The organism is Mucilaginibacter kameinonensis, from assembly GCF_003675385.1.
GTDB lineage: Bacteria > Bacteroidota > Bacteroidia > Sphingobacteriales > Sphingobacteriaceae > Mucilaginibacter > Mucilaginibacter kameinonensis.
The window spans coordinates 100,687-116,580 of sequence record NZ_RCWZ01000005.1 but is presented as its reverse complement, the minus strand read 5'-3'; the positions used below and the strand labels follow the sequence as shown (position 1 = coordinate 116,580).

Annotated in this window: 14 protein-coding genes; 6 read left to right on the top strand and 8 right to left on the bottom strand. The window is 41.8% G+C overall.

Annotated features, from left to right (window positions below; genetic code table 11):
- Positions 1–70: 70 nt before the first annotated feature.
- Entirely contained in the window at positions 71–832 is a 762-nt protein-coding gene (gene rlmB / locus EAH55_RS23570; protein ID WP_121811830.1) for a 23S rRNA (guanosine(2251)-2'-O)-methyltransferase RlmB, read from the bottom strand.
- Positions 833–1,137: 305 nt separating this feature from the next.
- Here rlmB and dnaB point away from each other — a divergent pair, with 305 nt between their 5' ends.
- The gene (dnaB, locus tag EAH55_RS23565) at positions 1,138–2,703 is read left to right on the top strand and encodes a replicative DNA helicase (RefSeq protein WP_121812430.1); all 1,566 of its coding nucleotides are present in this window, start codon (positions 1,138–1,140) and stop codon (positions 2,701–2,703) included.
- A gap of 71 nt (positions 2,704–2,774) precedes the next feature.
- Here the strand turns inward: dnaB and chrA are convergent, their stop codons facing one another.
- Positions 2,775–3,974 (bottom strand): chromate efflux transporter, encoded by a 1,200-nt coding sequence (gene chrA / locus EAH55_RS23560; protein ID WP_121811829.1) that lies wholly within the window; start codon positions 3,972–3,974, stop codon positions 2,775–2,777.
- 150 nt (positions 3,975–4,124) lie between these two features.
- A complete protein-coding gene (locus EAH55_RS23555) occupies positions 4,125–4,466 on the bottom strand; it encodes a tetratricopeptide repeat protein (protein ID WP_112575436.1) in 342 nt (113 codons plus the stop codon).
- Positions 4,467–4,511: 45 nt separating this feature from the next.
- Between EAH55_RS23555 and EAH55_RS23550 the strand changes: the two genes are divergently transcribed.
- From EAH55_RS23550 to EAH55_RS23535, 4 genes are all read left to right on the top strand, one after another.
- The gene (locus tag EAH55_RS23550; RefSeq protein ID WP_121811828.1) at positions 4,512–5,249 is read left to right on the top strand and encodes an electron transfer flavoprotein subunit beta/FixA family protein; all 738 of its coding nucleotides are present in this window, start codon (positions 4,512–4,514) and stop codon (positions 5,247–5,249) included.
- A gap of 29 nt (positions 5,250–5,278) precedes the next feature.
- The gene (locus EAH55_RS23545; protein ID WP_121811827.1) at positions 5,279–6,256 is read left to right on the top strand and encodes an electron transfer flavoprotein subunit alpha/FixB family protein; all 978 of its coding nucleotides are present in this window, start codon (positions 5,279–5,281) and stop codon (positions 6,254–6,256) included.
- Between the two features lie 22 nt (positions 6,257–6,278).
- Positions 6,279–6,878 carry a bifunctional nuclease family protein gene (locus EAH55_RS23540; protein WP_112575568.1) on the top strand — a complete coding sequence of 200 codons (600 nt, stop codon included), beginning with the start codon at positions 6,279–6,281 and terminating at the stop codon, positions 6,876–6,878.
- A 207-nt stretch (positions 6,879–7,085) separates the two neighbouring features.
- Positions 7,086–8,345, top strand: a complete 1,260-nt coding sequence (locus EAH55_RS23535) for a nucleoside permease (RefSeq protein WP_121811826.1) — start codon at positions 7,086–7,088, stop codon at positions 8,343–8,345.
- Between the two features lie 299 nt (positions 8,346–8,644).
- Here the strand turns inward: EAH55_RS23535 and rplT are convergent, their stop codons facing one another.
- From rplT to EAH55_RS23510, 5 genes are all read right to left on the bottom strand, one after another.
- Positions 8,645–8,989 (bottom strand): 50S ribosomal protein L20, encoded by a 345-nt coding sequence (gene rplT / locus EAH55_RS23530; protein ID WP_022829871.1) that lies wholly within the window; start codon positions 8,987–8,989, stop codon positions 8,645–8,647.
- Positions 8,990–9,070: 81 nt separating this feature from the next.
- Positions 9,071–9,271, bottom strand: coding sequence for a 50S ribosomal protein L35 (rpmI, locus tag EAH55_RS23525; protein ID WP_022829872.1), 201 nt, complete (start codon positions 9,269–9,271; stop codon positions 9,071–9,073).
- A gap of 85 nt (positions 9,272–9,356) precedes the next feature.
- Positions 9,357–9,923 carry a translation initiation factor IF-3 gene (gene infC / locus EAH55_RS23520; RefSeq protein ID WP_091207084.1) on the bottom strand — a complete coding sequence of 189 codons (567 nt, stop codon included), beginning with the start codon at positions 9,921–9,923 and terminating at the stop codon, positions 9,357–9,359.
- Between the two features lies 1 nt (position 9,924).
- On the bottom strand, positions 9,925–11,850 hold the full coding sequence (thrS, locus tag EAH55_RS23515) for a threonine--tRNA ligase (protein ID WP_121811825.1): 1,926 nt from the start codon (positions 11,848–11,850) through the stop codon (positions 9,925–9,927).
- A gap of 208 nt (positions 11,851–12,058) precedes the next feature.
- Positions 12,059–14,662, bottom strand: coding sequence for a M1 family metallopeptidase (locus tag EAH55_RS23510; protein ID WP_162997009.1), 2,604 nt, complete (start codon positions 14,660–14,662; stop codon positions 12,059–12,061).
- Between the two features lie 214 nt (positions 14,663–14,876).
- On the opposite strand from EAH55_RS23510, the gene EAH55_RS23505 reads away from it, so the two are divergent.
- Entirely contained in the window at positions 14,877–15,827 is a 951-nt protein-coding gene (locus EAH55_RS23505) for a glycosyltransferase family 2 protein (RefSeq protein ID WP_112575431.1), read from the top strand.
- The last annotated feature ends 67 nt before the right edge of the window (positions 15,828–15,894 follow it).

Sequence of the window (15,894 nt, the reverse complement as noted above, 5' to 3'; positions counted from 1 at the left end):
AATCAACAACAATATTCAATGGTATTGGTGTATGATAACTACTCACCCAATTCAACCAACCACTACTCACCTATGCAGTGCGTTGCCTTATCGCCTCATACAAAATGATCCCTGTTGATACGGAAACATTCAACGATTCTATTTCGCCAAACATTGGGATCTTGGCCAGATGGTCAGAAATACGGATGATCTCGTTACGGATACCGTCTTCTTCCGATCCCATAACGATAGCTGTCGGCACAGTATAATCCGGATTGTAAATATTATCCTGTGTTTTTTCGGTACAGCAAACCAACTGCAAGCCCGATTCCTGCAAAAAGCGTACAGTTTGCATAAAATTATCATGCCTGCAAACAGGAATTTTGTACAACGCACCTGCCGATGTTTTAATGGCATCGGGATTAATCTGGGCCGAACCTTTAGCCGGGATCACAATGGCATGTACGCCTGCACATTCGGCTGTACGGGCAATAGCGCCCATGTTACGTACATCGGTAATGCTATCTAAAACTAAAATTAAAGGCGTTTCGCCCTTTTCAAACACCTCTGGTATAATGTTCTCTATCTTCTGATAAACAATGGGCGAAATCACCGCTATAACCCCCTGGTGGTTCTTTTGAGTAATACGGTTCAGTTTTTCAACCGGCACCTGCTGCGCGGTTATCTGGTACTCGTTCATGAGCTCTTTAAGCTCCTGGATCAAGCCTCCGCTAATCCCCCTTTGTATAAATAATGCCTCGATCTCTTTACCCGAACGGATAGCTTCCACTACCGCCCTGATACCGAAAACCATTTGATTGCTTTCGCGCGGAGGCCTTGAATTAAATGCCATTTTATGATTTGAATTTTGGCAAAAGTAGCTATATTAATTGATTAAGCCGTTATTGAACTGATAACCCTTTTCGGTTTATCGCCGTTTACCCACTTATGCTATCAACATCGCAAAACTTTATTAACATCGGTTCAAATATCTGAAAATCAAACTATCCAAGTTTTCTTAAAAAGTTATCCACACCCAGGTGTGTATTAAAAAGCTTTAAATTATCACCCTGTGTATGATTATTTTAAAATGTCGATACACTATGTTAGGTGTTTACTTTGCCCGGCGAAACATTTTTTGTATATTTTTGTACCCTTATGAGTTTTGAGAATAACAACCAGTATAACAAGCCGAACACATTTGAACGCCGTAGCCGGATCACCAATCCAACTCCATTTATCGGGGGTGGCAAATTGCAGCCCCAGGCTACGGATTTGGAGGAGGCTGTTTTAGGTGCGCTCATGCTGGAGAAAGATGCCCTTTCATCAGTTATAGATGTTTTAAAGCCAGAAGTTTTTTACCAGACCAATCACCAGAAGATCTTTTCTGCCATAAAAATCCTGTTTGAAAAAACACAACCGGTAGATATCCTGACCGTTACCGCCGAATTGCGCAGGTTAGGCGAACTTGAAATGGTTGGTGGCGCCTACTATATTACAGAACTTACCAGCCGCGTAGCATCGGCAGCAAATATTGAGTTTCACTCACGTATCATCATTCAAAAATTCATTCAGCGGGAGTTGATCCGTATCTCTACAGAAGTGATCAACAATGCTTACGAGGATACTGCCGACGTATTCGACCTGTTGGATATGGCGGAAAAAAACCTGTTTGAAATTGCACAGAGTAACTTACGTCGTGATGCCCGTAACATGGACGATCTGGTTCATGAGGCTTTGCGCGATATTGAGGCCCTGAAAGATAAAAAAGATGGTTTAACAGGTGTCGCATCCGGCTTTACGGGCCTTGATCGTATGACCTCGGGTTGGCAGAAATCAGACTTGGTGATCATCGCTGCCCGTCCTGCAATGGGTAAAACAGCCTTCGTATTAAGTTGCGCCCGTAACGCGGCAGTTGACTTTGATAAACCTGTAGTTGTGTTCTCGCTCGAGATGTCGTCGGTACAGTTGGTTAATCGTTTGATTGCCGGTGAAGCCGAAATTGAACAGGAGAAGATTCGTAAAGGCACACTTGAAGAATGGGAATGGCAACAGGTGCACTCTAAAATTGGCCGACTTGAAAAAGCTACTTTCATTATTGATGACACCCCTGCCCTAAATATCTTCGAGTTCAGGGCAAAATGCCGTCGCTTAAAATCACAATATGATATCCAGTTAATCATCATCGACTACCTTCAACTAATGCATGGTAAAGCCGAGGGTAAAGGTGGTGGTGGTAACCGTGAGCAGGAGATCAGTAGCATTTCACGTGCTTTAAAATCGGTTGCCAAGGAGCTTAGCGTACCGGTTATAGCACTGTCGCAGTTAAGCCGTGCGGTAGAGAGCAGGCCGGGCAACTCAAAAAGGCCAATGCTTTCAGACTTACGTGAATCGGGCGCTATTGAGCAGGATGCCGATATGGTACTGTTCCTTTACCGTCCGGAGTATTACGGTTTAACGGAGGATGAAGACGGTAACCCAACCCAGGGCGTTGGTGAGGTTATCATCGCCAAACACCGTAACGGTGAAACAGGTACTGTGCGGTTGAAATTCGTAGGTAAATACGTTAAATTTGCTAACCTTGAAGAAGGTATGGACGGCTTCCCTCCTCCTGCAGGTAACGCTTTCGCAGGCCTTGCTCCTTCACAGGATTTTGAAAAACAAAGCAACTTTATCATCCGTCCATCAAGAATGGATGACATGGATGATGAGCCACCGTTTTAATCTAATTTCGGAATTTGGATTTTCGATTTCAGATTTATTAAACGCTAAAATCGAAAATTCGAAATACCCAATCAAAATATCATTCCCAAAATCACACCGATAATAATCACTATCGGTGTTTTTATTTTGGTGAAATGCAATACGAGGAACGTGCCTGTCATTAGTACGTAGGCTATCCAATTTAAACCAAAAGGCCTAACCAGCAAGATCAGGGCAGTCGCCATAAAACCTACAGCTACCGCATTAATACCACTTAATGAATTTTTGATCCGGGTTATCTTTTTTAGGTCTTCCCAAAAAGGCACTATAAATAATATCAATATCAACCCGGGAGTATTGATGCCGATAACAGCAACCAGGCTACCAATCACCTGCCCCCAAATGTTGTAACCTTTATTGCCAAGGGTTATTCCGCCCAAAAACGAGGTAAAGGAGAAAGTGGGGCCCGGTAAAGCTTGCTGAAGTGCGTAACCGGATAAAAATTCCGACCGGCCTAAATAATGCTTCACTTCAACAAATTCGGTGTACATTAATGGAACAAGCACCTGGCCGCCACCGAAAATTAAGATTCCGTTACGATAAAAGTTCTCGAACAAGCGGATTGGTAAACTAAAAGGAGATGTTTGATTAACCAAAGCCCCCAATGCAGCAAAAAACAATAATATACCCACAAAGTACCCGACTTTATTGGGGTTTACATTTGAATAAAGTTTAACCCGCAGCTCGTTTTCATGCTGCTGAGTCTCCATGGCTGATGAGATGATTCCACCAAGCAATATCAATATCGGGAAAGCATAAGCATTTTGCAGGATCAATGTAACAATTAACGAACCGACCGCGAGCATTCTGCTCACCTTTGTTTTTAAAAACTTATTGGCAAATGTATAGGTAGCATATGCGACGACTCCTACTGCAATTGGCTGTACATAACTGATTACGTGGGCAAACTTGGCCTTATTAGCAAACATATTATAGCTGATCGCGGCCATGCACATAATGGCCGCCGAAGGCAAGATCCAAATCAGGAATGTAATAATTGCCAGTCGCAACCCTCCTACCTTCCAGGCAATGCCAACCAATGTTTGGGTTGACGAAGGGCCTGGCAAAACTTGCGACAAGGCATTAAGCTCCATTAACTCATCCTCACTAATATATCTCCGCTTTTCAACAAACTCGCGCAACAAAACCGCTATGTGGGCTTGAGGTCCCCCAAAGGCAGTAAAAGTATAGATCAGCACATCCCGTAGGAATACAAGTTCCCGTTGTTTCATTTGCTAAAGCTGTTCATAGTTCATAGACGATGGTTCATTAGGGACAATATTATAGCGGAAACATTATAGTTATTTCAAATAATTCACAAAAGAATGAAATGGTTAAGAAATACCCAAAACTGCTATCAAATATCAACCCTGAACTAAAAATCAATAATCGTCATCGTCTTCTTCAAAGCCCATTGCCTGCCTGTATACTGCCTGCAATTCAGAAAAAGCATGATTATCGCGCTTTTCTTTGGTCACTTTCATGCCGGTTTCATAGGTTTTAATGGCATCATCCTTACGGTTTAACGCTTCATAAAGCTTACCTAAATGATAATAAGTGCCCACATAACCGGGGTGGTTATTTACCAGATCTTCATAGTAGGCAAGCGCCTTATCTGTCTCATTCAGACGCAGATATTCTGTTGCAAGGGCATATTTCAGAAACTCGTCATCCGGTTCATTTTTTATAAATTCCAACAGCTTATTCAATCTGCTCAACTCCATTTTAAACTCTATCTTTTTTAATTAAATTTGCAAAAACCTATTGATATGAAGATTCTGGTATGTGTAAGTAATGTTCCTGATACCACCACAAAAATAACTTTTACTGATAACAACACGCAATTTAATACAAACGGGGTTCAGTTCATACTCAACCCTTATGATGAAATAGCTCTTGCACGCGCCATTGAATTAACAGATGGCGGTAAAGGTACGGTAACAGTGATTAACGTTGGTGACGCGAGTACAGAGGCCACTATTCGTAAAGCTTTGGCAATTGGCGCTACTGATGCGATACGTGTAAACGCTAAGCCTCACGATGCCTGGTATGTAGCGTATCAGATTGCTCAATATGTAAAAGCAAATCCATTTGATCTGATCCTGACTGGCCGTGAATCTATCGATTATAATGGATCGAAAGTTGCCGGGATGCTTGGCGAATTGCTTGATATTCCATCTGTGTCTATCATCAAAAAATTAGATGCCGGTGACAGTGAAGCTACAGTTGAACGCGAGATTGAAGGCGGTAAAGAAGTGTTGACTATCCCTTATCCTTTTGTAGCTGGTGCTGCCGAGGGTGTAGCTGAACCCAAAATACCTAATATGCGCGGCATCATGTCGGCGCGCACCAAGCCGCTTACTGTTGTTGAGCCGACTGAAGTTAAAACCTTTTCGGAAATTGTTAGTTATGAAACACCAGCCCCTCGCGGCCAGGTTAAACTTGTAGCTGCCGATGACACCGCCAAACTGGTTGAACTGCTGCATGCCGAAGCACGTGTAATATAAATTATGATCTAAATCACTAACAGATAACTATGTCAGTTTTAATATATGCGGAAAATGCCGGGGGCAAATTCAAAAAATCAATTTTTGAAGCCATTTCTTATGCCCGCGCCATTGCCGATCAAAATAATACTTCTCTTACCGCTGTTTCTATAGGTAACGTTGATGCCGCTGAATTAGCTTTATTGGGCAAATACGGCGCTGATAAAGTGCTTAACGTATCTGGCGATAAATTGAAAGATTTTGTAAACCAGGCCTACGCCTCGATAATTACCGAAGCCGCGAAAAAAGAAGGTTCGGCTGTTGTAGTATTATCCAATACGTTTTCTGGTCGTGGTTTGGCGCCAAGGGTTGGCGTAAAACTTGAAGCCGGTGTAGCAGATGGCGTTGTAGCATTGCCGGTACAGGAAGGCGGCTCTTTTAAAGTTAAAAAAACTGCCTTTTCGGGTAAAGCTTTCGCTATCGTTGAGCTTATTTCGGCAATAAAAGTTATCGCGCTTGTACCTAATTCATACAAAGTTGTTGAAACAGGCGGCACAGCCCAGGTTGAAGACTTCAGCGTTGAAAGCAAAGCGTCTGACTTTAAGGCCATGATCAAAGAAATCGTTCGATCAAGCGATAAAGTTTCCCTGCCTGATGCGGAGATCGTGGTTTCCGGTGGCCGTGGTTTAAAAGGCCCCGAAAATTGGGGAATGATAGAAGAATTGGCAAGCCTTTTAGGTGCTGCTACAGCATGCTCAAAACCTGTATCAGATGCTGGTTGGAGACCACATAGCGAACACGTTGGACAAACAGGTATAGCTGTCAGTCCAAATTTGTATATTGCAGTAGGAATTTCAGGTGCAATTCAGCATCTGGCCGGGGTAAGTTCATCAAAAGTTATTGTAGTCATAAACAAAGATCCGGAAGCACCGTTTTTTAAGGTAGCAGATTACGGAATTGTGGGCGACGCTTTTGAAGTACTCCCTAAATTAATAGCAGCCGTTAAAGAATATAAAGCTTCAGCATAAATACAGGGTGATGGGGAATAACATGAAAAAAATAAAGCTTGATATTGTCGGCTTATCCTATAGTCAAACCCAATCGGGTGCTTACGCCCTTGTTTTGGGTGAAGTAAGCGGCCGTCGTCGCCTGCCTATTATTATCGGCAGCTTTGAAGCCCAGGCCATTGCTATCGAAATAGAAAAAATGACGCCAAGCCGTCCGCTTACACACGATTTGTTTAAGAGCTTTGCCCAGGCTTACCAGATTGAGGTGCAGGAAGTGATTATCTACAATTTGGTTGATGGTATATTTTATGCAAAACTGATTTGCAGCGACGGAAAGCGTTCGGTGGAAATAGATGCCCGTACTTCTGATGCCATTGCTGTAGCAGTACGTTTTGACTGCCCGATCTTCACCTATGAGTTCATCTTGTCAACCGCAGGCATTGTAATAGAAGGTAATGACTTTGTTTACCTGGAGAATATTAACGAGGCCCCTGAAGAAAAATCAGTTAGCGCCTCGGTAAGCGGTTATGCTTCTATCAGCACTGAAGAACTTAAAACTAAGTTACAGGAAGCTTTGGCAGAAGAATCATATGAAAAAGCTGCCAAAATTCGTGACGAACTTAATAAGCGTAAAGCCTCCTAAATTCGGAATCCGGATTTTGGATTTTCTTGACTGTTCTATTTTAAAATACAACTTTAATAACCTCTATATTATATAAACAGAAACCTGATCCAGGGTTTCTGTTTACCAATAGTAATTTCTGCAACGGTAGTTTTCTCATTTACATTTATTTCACTACTTTCCGTTTTTAATTTAACACTGACTAAATTTATTTAAACCCGTTACCGTATGAATATTAAGTTCCGCTTAATACTGATGAATTTTATGCAATTCTTTATCTGGGGGGCGTGGTTGCTAACCATCGGTGCGTATTGGTTTCAGGATAAACATTGGTCGGGGGCACAATTTGGTGCTATATTTAGTACGATGGGTATTTCGGCTATATTTATGCCGGCCCTTACAGGTATTATTGCTGATAGGTTTATCAATGCCGAAAAATTATACGGTATCATGCATATCCTCGGTGCCTGCTCTCTTTTTACCTTGCCACAAATAACCAATCCCTCTGCCTTTTTTTGGGTGATGCTGGTTAATATGGTGTTTTATATGCCAACTCTTTCACTTTCAATTACAGTAGCATATTCAGCATTAAAAAGCAGCAATAAGGATGTAGTGAAGGACTATCCTCCTATCAGGATCTGGGGAACTATCGGTTTCATCGCGGCCTTATGGACGGTGAGCTTAACGCATAATGAAACTTCGCCAAACCAGTTTTATATTGCTTCGGCTGTAGCACTTGCATTGGGGCTTTACTCATTTAGCCTTCCAAAATGTCCGCCACTTTCTTCAAAAACAACCAATAAATCATTTGTTGATTCCCTGGGGCTCAATGCTTTTAAATTATTCAAAGATCCCAAGTTTGCCATCTTCTTCGCTTTTTCTATGCTATTGGGGGCAGCATTGCAGCTTACCAATGCTTATGGCGATACATTCATTCAGGATTTCAAAAATATAGCCATTTATAAAGATTCTGTTGGTGTTAAGTACCCGGCCATTATCATGTCTATATCGCAGTTCTCTGAGACGTTCTTCATCCTGGCCATACCATTTTTCTTAAGAAAGTTCGGCATCAAATACGTGATGCTATTCAGTATGCTGGCCTGGGTGTTAAGGTTCGGTCTTTTTGCGTTTGGCGATCCTGCGGGCGGTTTATGGATGATCATTTTATCATGTATTGTTTACGGTATGGCTTTCGATTTCTTCAATATATCAGGCTCTTTGTTTGTGGAAACACAAGCTACTCCTGATATCAGGGCGAGTGCGCAGGGCTTGTTTATGATGATGGTAAACGGCTTTGGTGCCTTTTTTGGAAGTATTGCAAGCGGTCTTATCATAGATCACTTTTTCTTGTTGCCAGGCGGCGCCAAAGACTGGCACGGTATCTGGCTTACATTTTCAGGTTATACTTTAGTAATTGCCATTGTTTTCCCGTTTGTATTCAGGTACAAGCATAACAAAGCGTTGGTTGAGGCAATACAACATGTATAATCTGAAATCTATGCTTTCATAATAATTCCCTTTATCAATCTCCTACAAAAAAGAATATTCATTCATATGAAACCCGCTTTAGATACATGCTAAAGCGGGTTTATTTTTTAAAACAGTCTAATTATATATCCCCTTTTCAAAACTCTATTCGGGGAATTAAAATAAAACTGACTGGGACTATGTCGTTGAACTTACTATCCTGATAGCTAAAGCTGTTCCCGCTTCACAGAAATAAAAAATAAGAGTAAAACAAAAAAGGCCGCAATTTGCGGCCTTTTTCATGCATTTATAATGCGATATTATTTTACTGCATCAACAACTGCTTTGAAAGCGTCTGGGTTGTTCATCGCTAAATCAGCTAATACCTTACGGTTTAAGCCAATTTCTTTAGCAGCTAATTTACCCATTAACTGAGAGTAAGAAATTCCATGCTGACGGGCACCAGCGTTAATACGTTGGATCCATAAAGCCCTGAACTCTCTCTTTTTGGTTTTACGGTCGCGGTAAGCGTATTGTAAACCTTTTTCAACTGTGTTTTTTGCAATGGTGTATACCTTGCTACGTGAACCCCAATAACCTTTGGCGAGGTTCATGATCCTTTTCCTGCGTCTTCTCGACGCTACTGCGTTAACTGAACGTGGCATCTTGTGTGTTTTTTGGTAGTGAGTGCCTGCATCTCGTGTGCCGGACTTAAAACTCTAATACCTGGTTTTTAAATTTGTGAATTACTTTCCGATACAAAGCATACGTTTTACGTTACCCATATCAGCATCAGATACTAAGCTGGTGTGACCAAGGGCACGCTTACGTTTTGTCGACATCTTGGTTAAGATGTGGCTTTTGTATGCGTTTTTTCTTGCGATTTTACCGGTTCCAGTAAGCTTAAAGCGCTTTTTAGCACTGGAATTGGTTTTCATTTTTGGCATAACTCTATTTATTTGTGTTAGATATTAACGTTTCTCAACGTTTTATTTTCAAGCAGATGCGCATTTGCACACCTGCCTATTTTAATTACTTTTTAGCTGCCTTAGGTGCAAGGGTTAAAAACATCCTTTTTCCTTCAAGCTTAGGTAACTGTTCCACTTTACCAACTTCTTCCAATGCCTGGGCAAAACGAAGAAGTAAAATCTCACCTTGCTCTTTGTAAACAATGGCACGGCCCTTAAAGTGTACATAAGCCCTTACCTTTTCGCCAGATTCCAAAAACTTAATGGCATGCTTTAACTTAAATTCAAAGTCATGATCATCAGTATTCGGTCCGAAACGAATTTCCTTGATAACCGTTTGCTTGGCATTGCTCTTTATCTCTTTAAGCTTTTTCTTCTGCTCGTAAATAAACTTATTGTAGTCAGTTACTTTACAAACCGGCGGTACGGCGTTTGGAGATATTTCAACCAAATCCAATTCCTGCTCCTGCGCTATTGCAAGGGCATCTCTTAATGAGTAAACTCCCTGCTCAACGTTATCACCTACAAGGCGAACTTCCTGAGCCCTAATGAATTGGTTTATGTTATGTTCGGCTTCTTTTTTCTTAAAAGGAAGCCTTGGTCCTCTATTGAAAGGTTTGTTTAATGCCAAGTTATACTGTTATTTCTTTAGTTATCTGTTCTTTAAAATCTTCAATGCTCATACTTCCCAAATCACCGGTACCATGTTTACGTACAGAAACCTGCCCTTCAGCAGCCTCTTTTTCGCCTACAACCAGCATATAAGGGATTTTTTTAACTTCAGCATCACGTATCTTTCTGCCTATTTTCTCGTCCCTGAAGTCGATTAGCCCGCAAATATCGGAATCTTTTAATATATCAGAAACTTTTTTTGCATATTCTTCATATTTTTCTGATATAGGAAGTATAATGAACTGTTCGGGGGATAACCACAGCGGGAAATTACCTGCACAATGCTCAATTAATACTGCTATAAAGCGTTCCATCGAACCAAACGGGGCCCTGTGGATCATTACCGGGCGATGCTTTTGATTATCGCTACCAGTATATTCCAGTTCAAAACGTTCCGGAAGGTTATAATCAACTTGAATGGTACCCAGCTGCCATTTACGGCCAAGAGCATCCTTCACCATAAAGTCGAGCTTAGGACCATAAAACGCCGCTTCACCATATTCAACAACGGTTGGCAAGCCTTTTTCTGCTGCCGCTTCAATGATAGCGCTTTCGGCTAATGCCCAATTTTCATCGCTGCCGATGTATTTGGCCCTGTTTTCAGGATCGCGCAATGATACCTGCGCAATATAATTATCAAAGCCTAAAGCCTTAAATACATACAATACCAGGTCAATTACCTTTTTAAACTCATCTTTTACCTGGTCAGGGCGGCAAAATAAGTGGGCATCATCCTGAGTAAAGCCACGTACACGTGTTAAACCGTGTAGCTCGCCACTTTGCTCGTAACGGTACACAGTACCAAACTCAGCAAAACGAACCGGCAGGTCTTTGTATGAACGCGGTTTTGTTTTATAGATCTCGCAGTGGTGCGGGCAGTTCATTGGTTTTAAGAAGAACTCCTCTCCTTCCTGCGGTGTTTTTATCGGCTGAAACGAATCGGCGCCATATTTCTCGTAGTGACCTGATGTTACATACAGGTTTTTATGACCGATATGCGGCGTAATTACCTGCTCGTAACCGGCTTTTACCTGTGCTTTTTGTAAAAAGTTTACCAGGCGTTCGCGCAAAGCGGTTCCTTTAGGTAACCACAATGGTAAACCCATGCCCACTTTCTCCGAAAAAGCAAACAGTTCCAATTCCTTACCTAATTTACGGTGATCGCGCTTTTTAGCTTCTTCGATCATGTGCAGGTATTCAGTAAGTTCGCTGGCTTTAGGAAAAGTAACACCGTATATGCGGGTTAATTGCTTACGGGTTTCGTCACCACGCCAGTAGGCACCGGCAAGGCTCATCAGCTTAACCGCTTTTATAAAACCTGTGTTGGGGATGTGCGGTCCACGGCACAAGTCGGTAAAATTACCCTGGGTATAAAAAGTAATAGCGCCATCAGGCAGGTCCTTGATCAGGTCAAGCTTGTACTCATCACCTTTTTCAGTGAAATACTCAATAGCATCGGCCTTGCTAACAGGCTTGCGGATGTACTCTTCTTTGGTTTTGGCAAGTTCAATCATTTTATCCTCGATCTGCTTAAACTCGTCAGAAGATAAAACCTTGTCGCCAAAATCAACATCGTAATAAAAGCCGGTTTCAATTGCCGGACCGATACCAAATTTTGTACCCGGATAAAGTGCTTCTAAAGCCTCGGCCATTAAGTGGGCTGATGAATGCCAGAAAGTTGATTTACCATCGGCATCGTTCCAGGTTAATAATTTAACATGGGCGTCCTGCTCAATTGGGCGACTTGCATCCCAAACCTGGCCATCAACTTCGGCTGCTAATACGTTACGTGCTAAACCTTCAGAAATCGACTGGGCGATTTGCATAGAAGAGATCCCTTTGTCATACTGACGAACGGAACCATCGGGAAGTGTAATGTTAATCATCTACAACTATGATTTTAAATTTATAAAATTACGTTTAAACGGTCACCTACAAAGTGACCCTCATTTTGTGGGTACAAAAATAGAATTTTAAATAGCAATTAGCATCAAAGCAATTTCAATTTTTATCGAAGGGCATAAAAAATGGGATATCCCTACTTCATACCAATTGAAATAAAGATATCCCACCTGATTTAACGAGGCATTTAAACTATCTGAAAGCCTCGTTTACCGGATTGGAGTTAACCGATGTTTCTTTAACCTTAAACTCGACAGGCTGACCAACCAAAATAGTTTTTATCGAGAAAGGGATTTTAATACCTCCATTTATACCTTCATAATTACCATATTCAACAGCTAATTCATTTGCGCCTTCAATGGTTTGTTTGAGCTTTAATCCTGTTTTCTGGCTGTAATAATTATGAATATGTATATCGGTACCAATGTTAACATCAACCTCGTAAGCGAGTTCATTGTTCACTACCCTTAAAATAGGCTGCAAGGTCATATTTTGATTTATACGCTCGTAGTCAAGCTCCGGGAACGGGCGACTTTTAAGTTTAACTAATTTTTTGCCGGCATCATCAAGCTGCACGTCCCTGTTAACCTGTTTTGCTTTTATACTATCACCGTTTAGCGTAACATGCGACACAACAAGGTTACTGTATGAAGGCACCATTGCTTCCTGAAAATACTTATCGGGCATTTTATAGCGTGTAACCAACTGAACTTCTGCGCCCTGTATGCTACCTGTTGCAGATGTTTGCAGATCTCGAACATTCTTCAATTTATCGGCACCGCCAATAGCGTCTAAATAGGCTTTAATAACAGAACCTGCAGTTGTACCCTGGGGAACTGGCAAACCGCTGTATGAGTTATTTTCAGGATTAATATCCGGCAAGGTATGGTCAGGATCGATGGTTGCAAAGGCAATTTTTGAAGTTGACTTATACGGGAATGTCCAGGTATCACCACGCTGCCAGATCTCGGCCGGGAGTTTTACAATACCGGTTTTTCCGTTCTCTTCTTTGATCGATATCGTAATAGGGAGCGCCATTTCCTCCAGGTTCTCGATGGTGATCATTGCGCCTTTTGAAGCATCATTGTCCGGATATGAAATATCCTTTATACCCTGGTCAAGTTTCCAGGTAGTAAAAAACCACTCGTTCCAAAACCAGCTCAGGTCTTCGCCAGCAGCATTGTCCATGGTATGGAAAAAGTCCCATGGTGTTGGGTGTTTAAAAGCCCAGCGTTTGATGTAGGTTTTGAAAGCGTAATCAAAACGCTCTTCTCCTAATATCTGTTCACGTAAAATAGCCAAACCTAAGGCCGGCTTCTCATACGCCGCTACGGCTAAAAAATCCTCCTGAATTACATCAGGCGTATTCATGATAGCCTCTGCACCTGGAGCGAATAAATAGCTGGCACTTTTTTGCTGATCGGGTTTCTCGTAGTACTCACCTTTATTGAATACTTTGGTATCTACATTATTTATAAAGGTGTTAAAACCTTCGTCCATCCAGGCGTATTTGCGCTCGTTTGAACCAACAATCATCGGGAACCAATTATGGCCAAACTCGTGATTGGTAACCTCCCACAAACCTCCGTTCTGATTGTTTGATCCGCAAAACACAATGCCAGGATATTCCATCCCTCCTACAATACCCGCCACATTGGTTGCAACAGGATAAGTATATTCAAACCATTTGTCGCTGTATAGTTCAATAGCACCTTTAACGTATTCGGTTGAACGGCCATATGAATCATTTCCTTTTGCTTCAACAGGATAAATCGACTGCGCAAGCGCTTTTTTTCCACTTGGCAAATTGATCCGTGCAGCATCCCAGATAAACGCCTTTGAAGCGGCCCAGGCTACATCACGCGCGTTTTTGCAAAGGAAGTGCCAGGTAAGCATTGGCTTTTTAGGATAGTCATTGTTGCGTATTATATCTGTCGAATCTTTAATAACAACCGTCTTGTCGCTCTTTCTCGCTTCGGCCAAACGGTTCATTGTGTTTGGCGATAGTACTTCTGCCGGGTTGACGAGCTCGCCCGATCCAGCTACAACCAAACTCGCGGGTGCGGTAATGCTATAGTCGAAGTTGCCATACTCCAGGTAAAACTCACTTGCACCAAGGTAAGGAATAGTATTCCAACCTGTTACGTCGTCATAAACCTCCATGCGGGGATACCATTGCGCAATTTCATAGATCCAGCCGTTTTTGGTATGCTGACGCCCCATCCTGTCTGTTCCATATTCCGGCACATCAAAAGCGTAATCAATCTTAATTTGCAATTTGCTGCCGGCGGCCCGCAGGGAGTCTTTCAATTTGATCTGCATCCGGGTATCGGTGATCAGGTAATCAGCTTTCAGGGTTTTACCTTTATTGATGACATAGACTGATTTTATTTCGGCACCTTTTGTATATGATTTGTTTACAAATCTGCCGCCCGAAACATTACTTGTAGCTTCGGCACGTGAATCCTCTTTGTATATATTCTGATCTACCTGGAGCCATAAAAAGCCAAGCGCGTCGGGACTGTTATTGGTATAAGTAATTAATGTTGTTCCCTCAATGCGATGTTTAGCAGTATCAAGCGTAACGTCAAGCTTATAATCGGCACGGTTTTGCCAGTATTTAGGACCTGGAGCTCCACTGGCCGATCTGAACTCGTTCCCTCTTTCGGGATAAAACATTGGGTTAAATACTTTATGCTGATCGTACTTAGGGGTAGCTTGGTCTGCATTTTGCGCTTTTAATTTACCGGCATAAAAGCCTAAAAACAATAACAACGCGGCTTTGTAGAATTTCATTAACTGTGTTTTAATTGTGAGGGAAAGATATTAAAATATATTTGAGTTGAAACGTAATTGCTTGGTTACGTAGTATCCAACATACTTTTTTATAGTGATAATGAATAAACTATTTATGCAAACAACACCATTAATACATTGTTGCAAACCATTCCCTATTTTTTATATTTTTGCGGATGATTTTCGGCATATACCGTTAATCGCAGCCCAATAAATGGATATATCAGTTGTAGTACCTCTTTACGATGAAGTAGAGTCGTTACCGGAGTTAACCTCGTGGATTAGCCGGGTGATGGATGAAAACCGTTTTACTTACGAGATAATTTTGGTTGACGATGGCAGCAAGGACGGATCATGGGAAATGATCAGGAAATTGCAAACGGATAACCCGTTTATCAAAGGCATTAAATTCAGGCGTAATTATGGTAAGTCGGCTGCCTTAAATACAGGCTTTATAGCTTCCAAAGGCAACGTTGTGATTACTATGGATGCCGATCTGCAAGACAGCCCTGATGAAATTCCGGAACTATACCGCCGCATAGTTGAAGAAAACTTCGATCTTATTTCGGGCTGGAAAGCTAAAAGACATGATCCGCTAAGCAAAACTATACCGACAAAATTATTCAATGCGGCCACCCGCAGCATGAGCGGCATCCATAACCTTCATGATTTTAATTGTGGCTTAAAAGCCTATCGCGGTACAGTTGTCAAAAACATTGAGGTGTACGGTGAAATGCACCGTTATATTCCGGTGATTGCCAAATGGGCCGGGTTTACTAAAATCGGGGAACAAGTTGTTGAACACCGTCCACGTAAATATGGCAAAACCAAATTTGGCCTGAGCCGATTCATCAACGGCTTTCTGGATCTGCTTTCCATATTTTTTGTAGGTAAATTTGGTAAGCGCCCGATGCACTTTTTTGGTACCATGGGTACTTTAAGTTTTTTTACGGGTTTGGTAATGGCCATCTGGATCATTGCCGAAAAGCTCTACAACATAGCACACAACTTAAAATACAGGGATGTAACCACCAGCCCGTTGTTTTATATAGCACTGGTAGCCATCATCTTAGGTTCTCAATTGTTTTTAACCGGCTTTGTGGCCGAACTGGTATCACGCAGCGCAAGCGAACGCAACCACTATCAAATTGAAGAAACAATTTAATTGAATGTGCGGATATGCAGATTTCAGATGTGTAGATGAAAATAAATAAAATCATCTTGCTCAATTA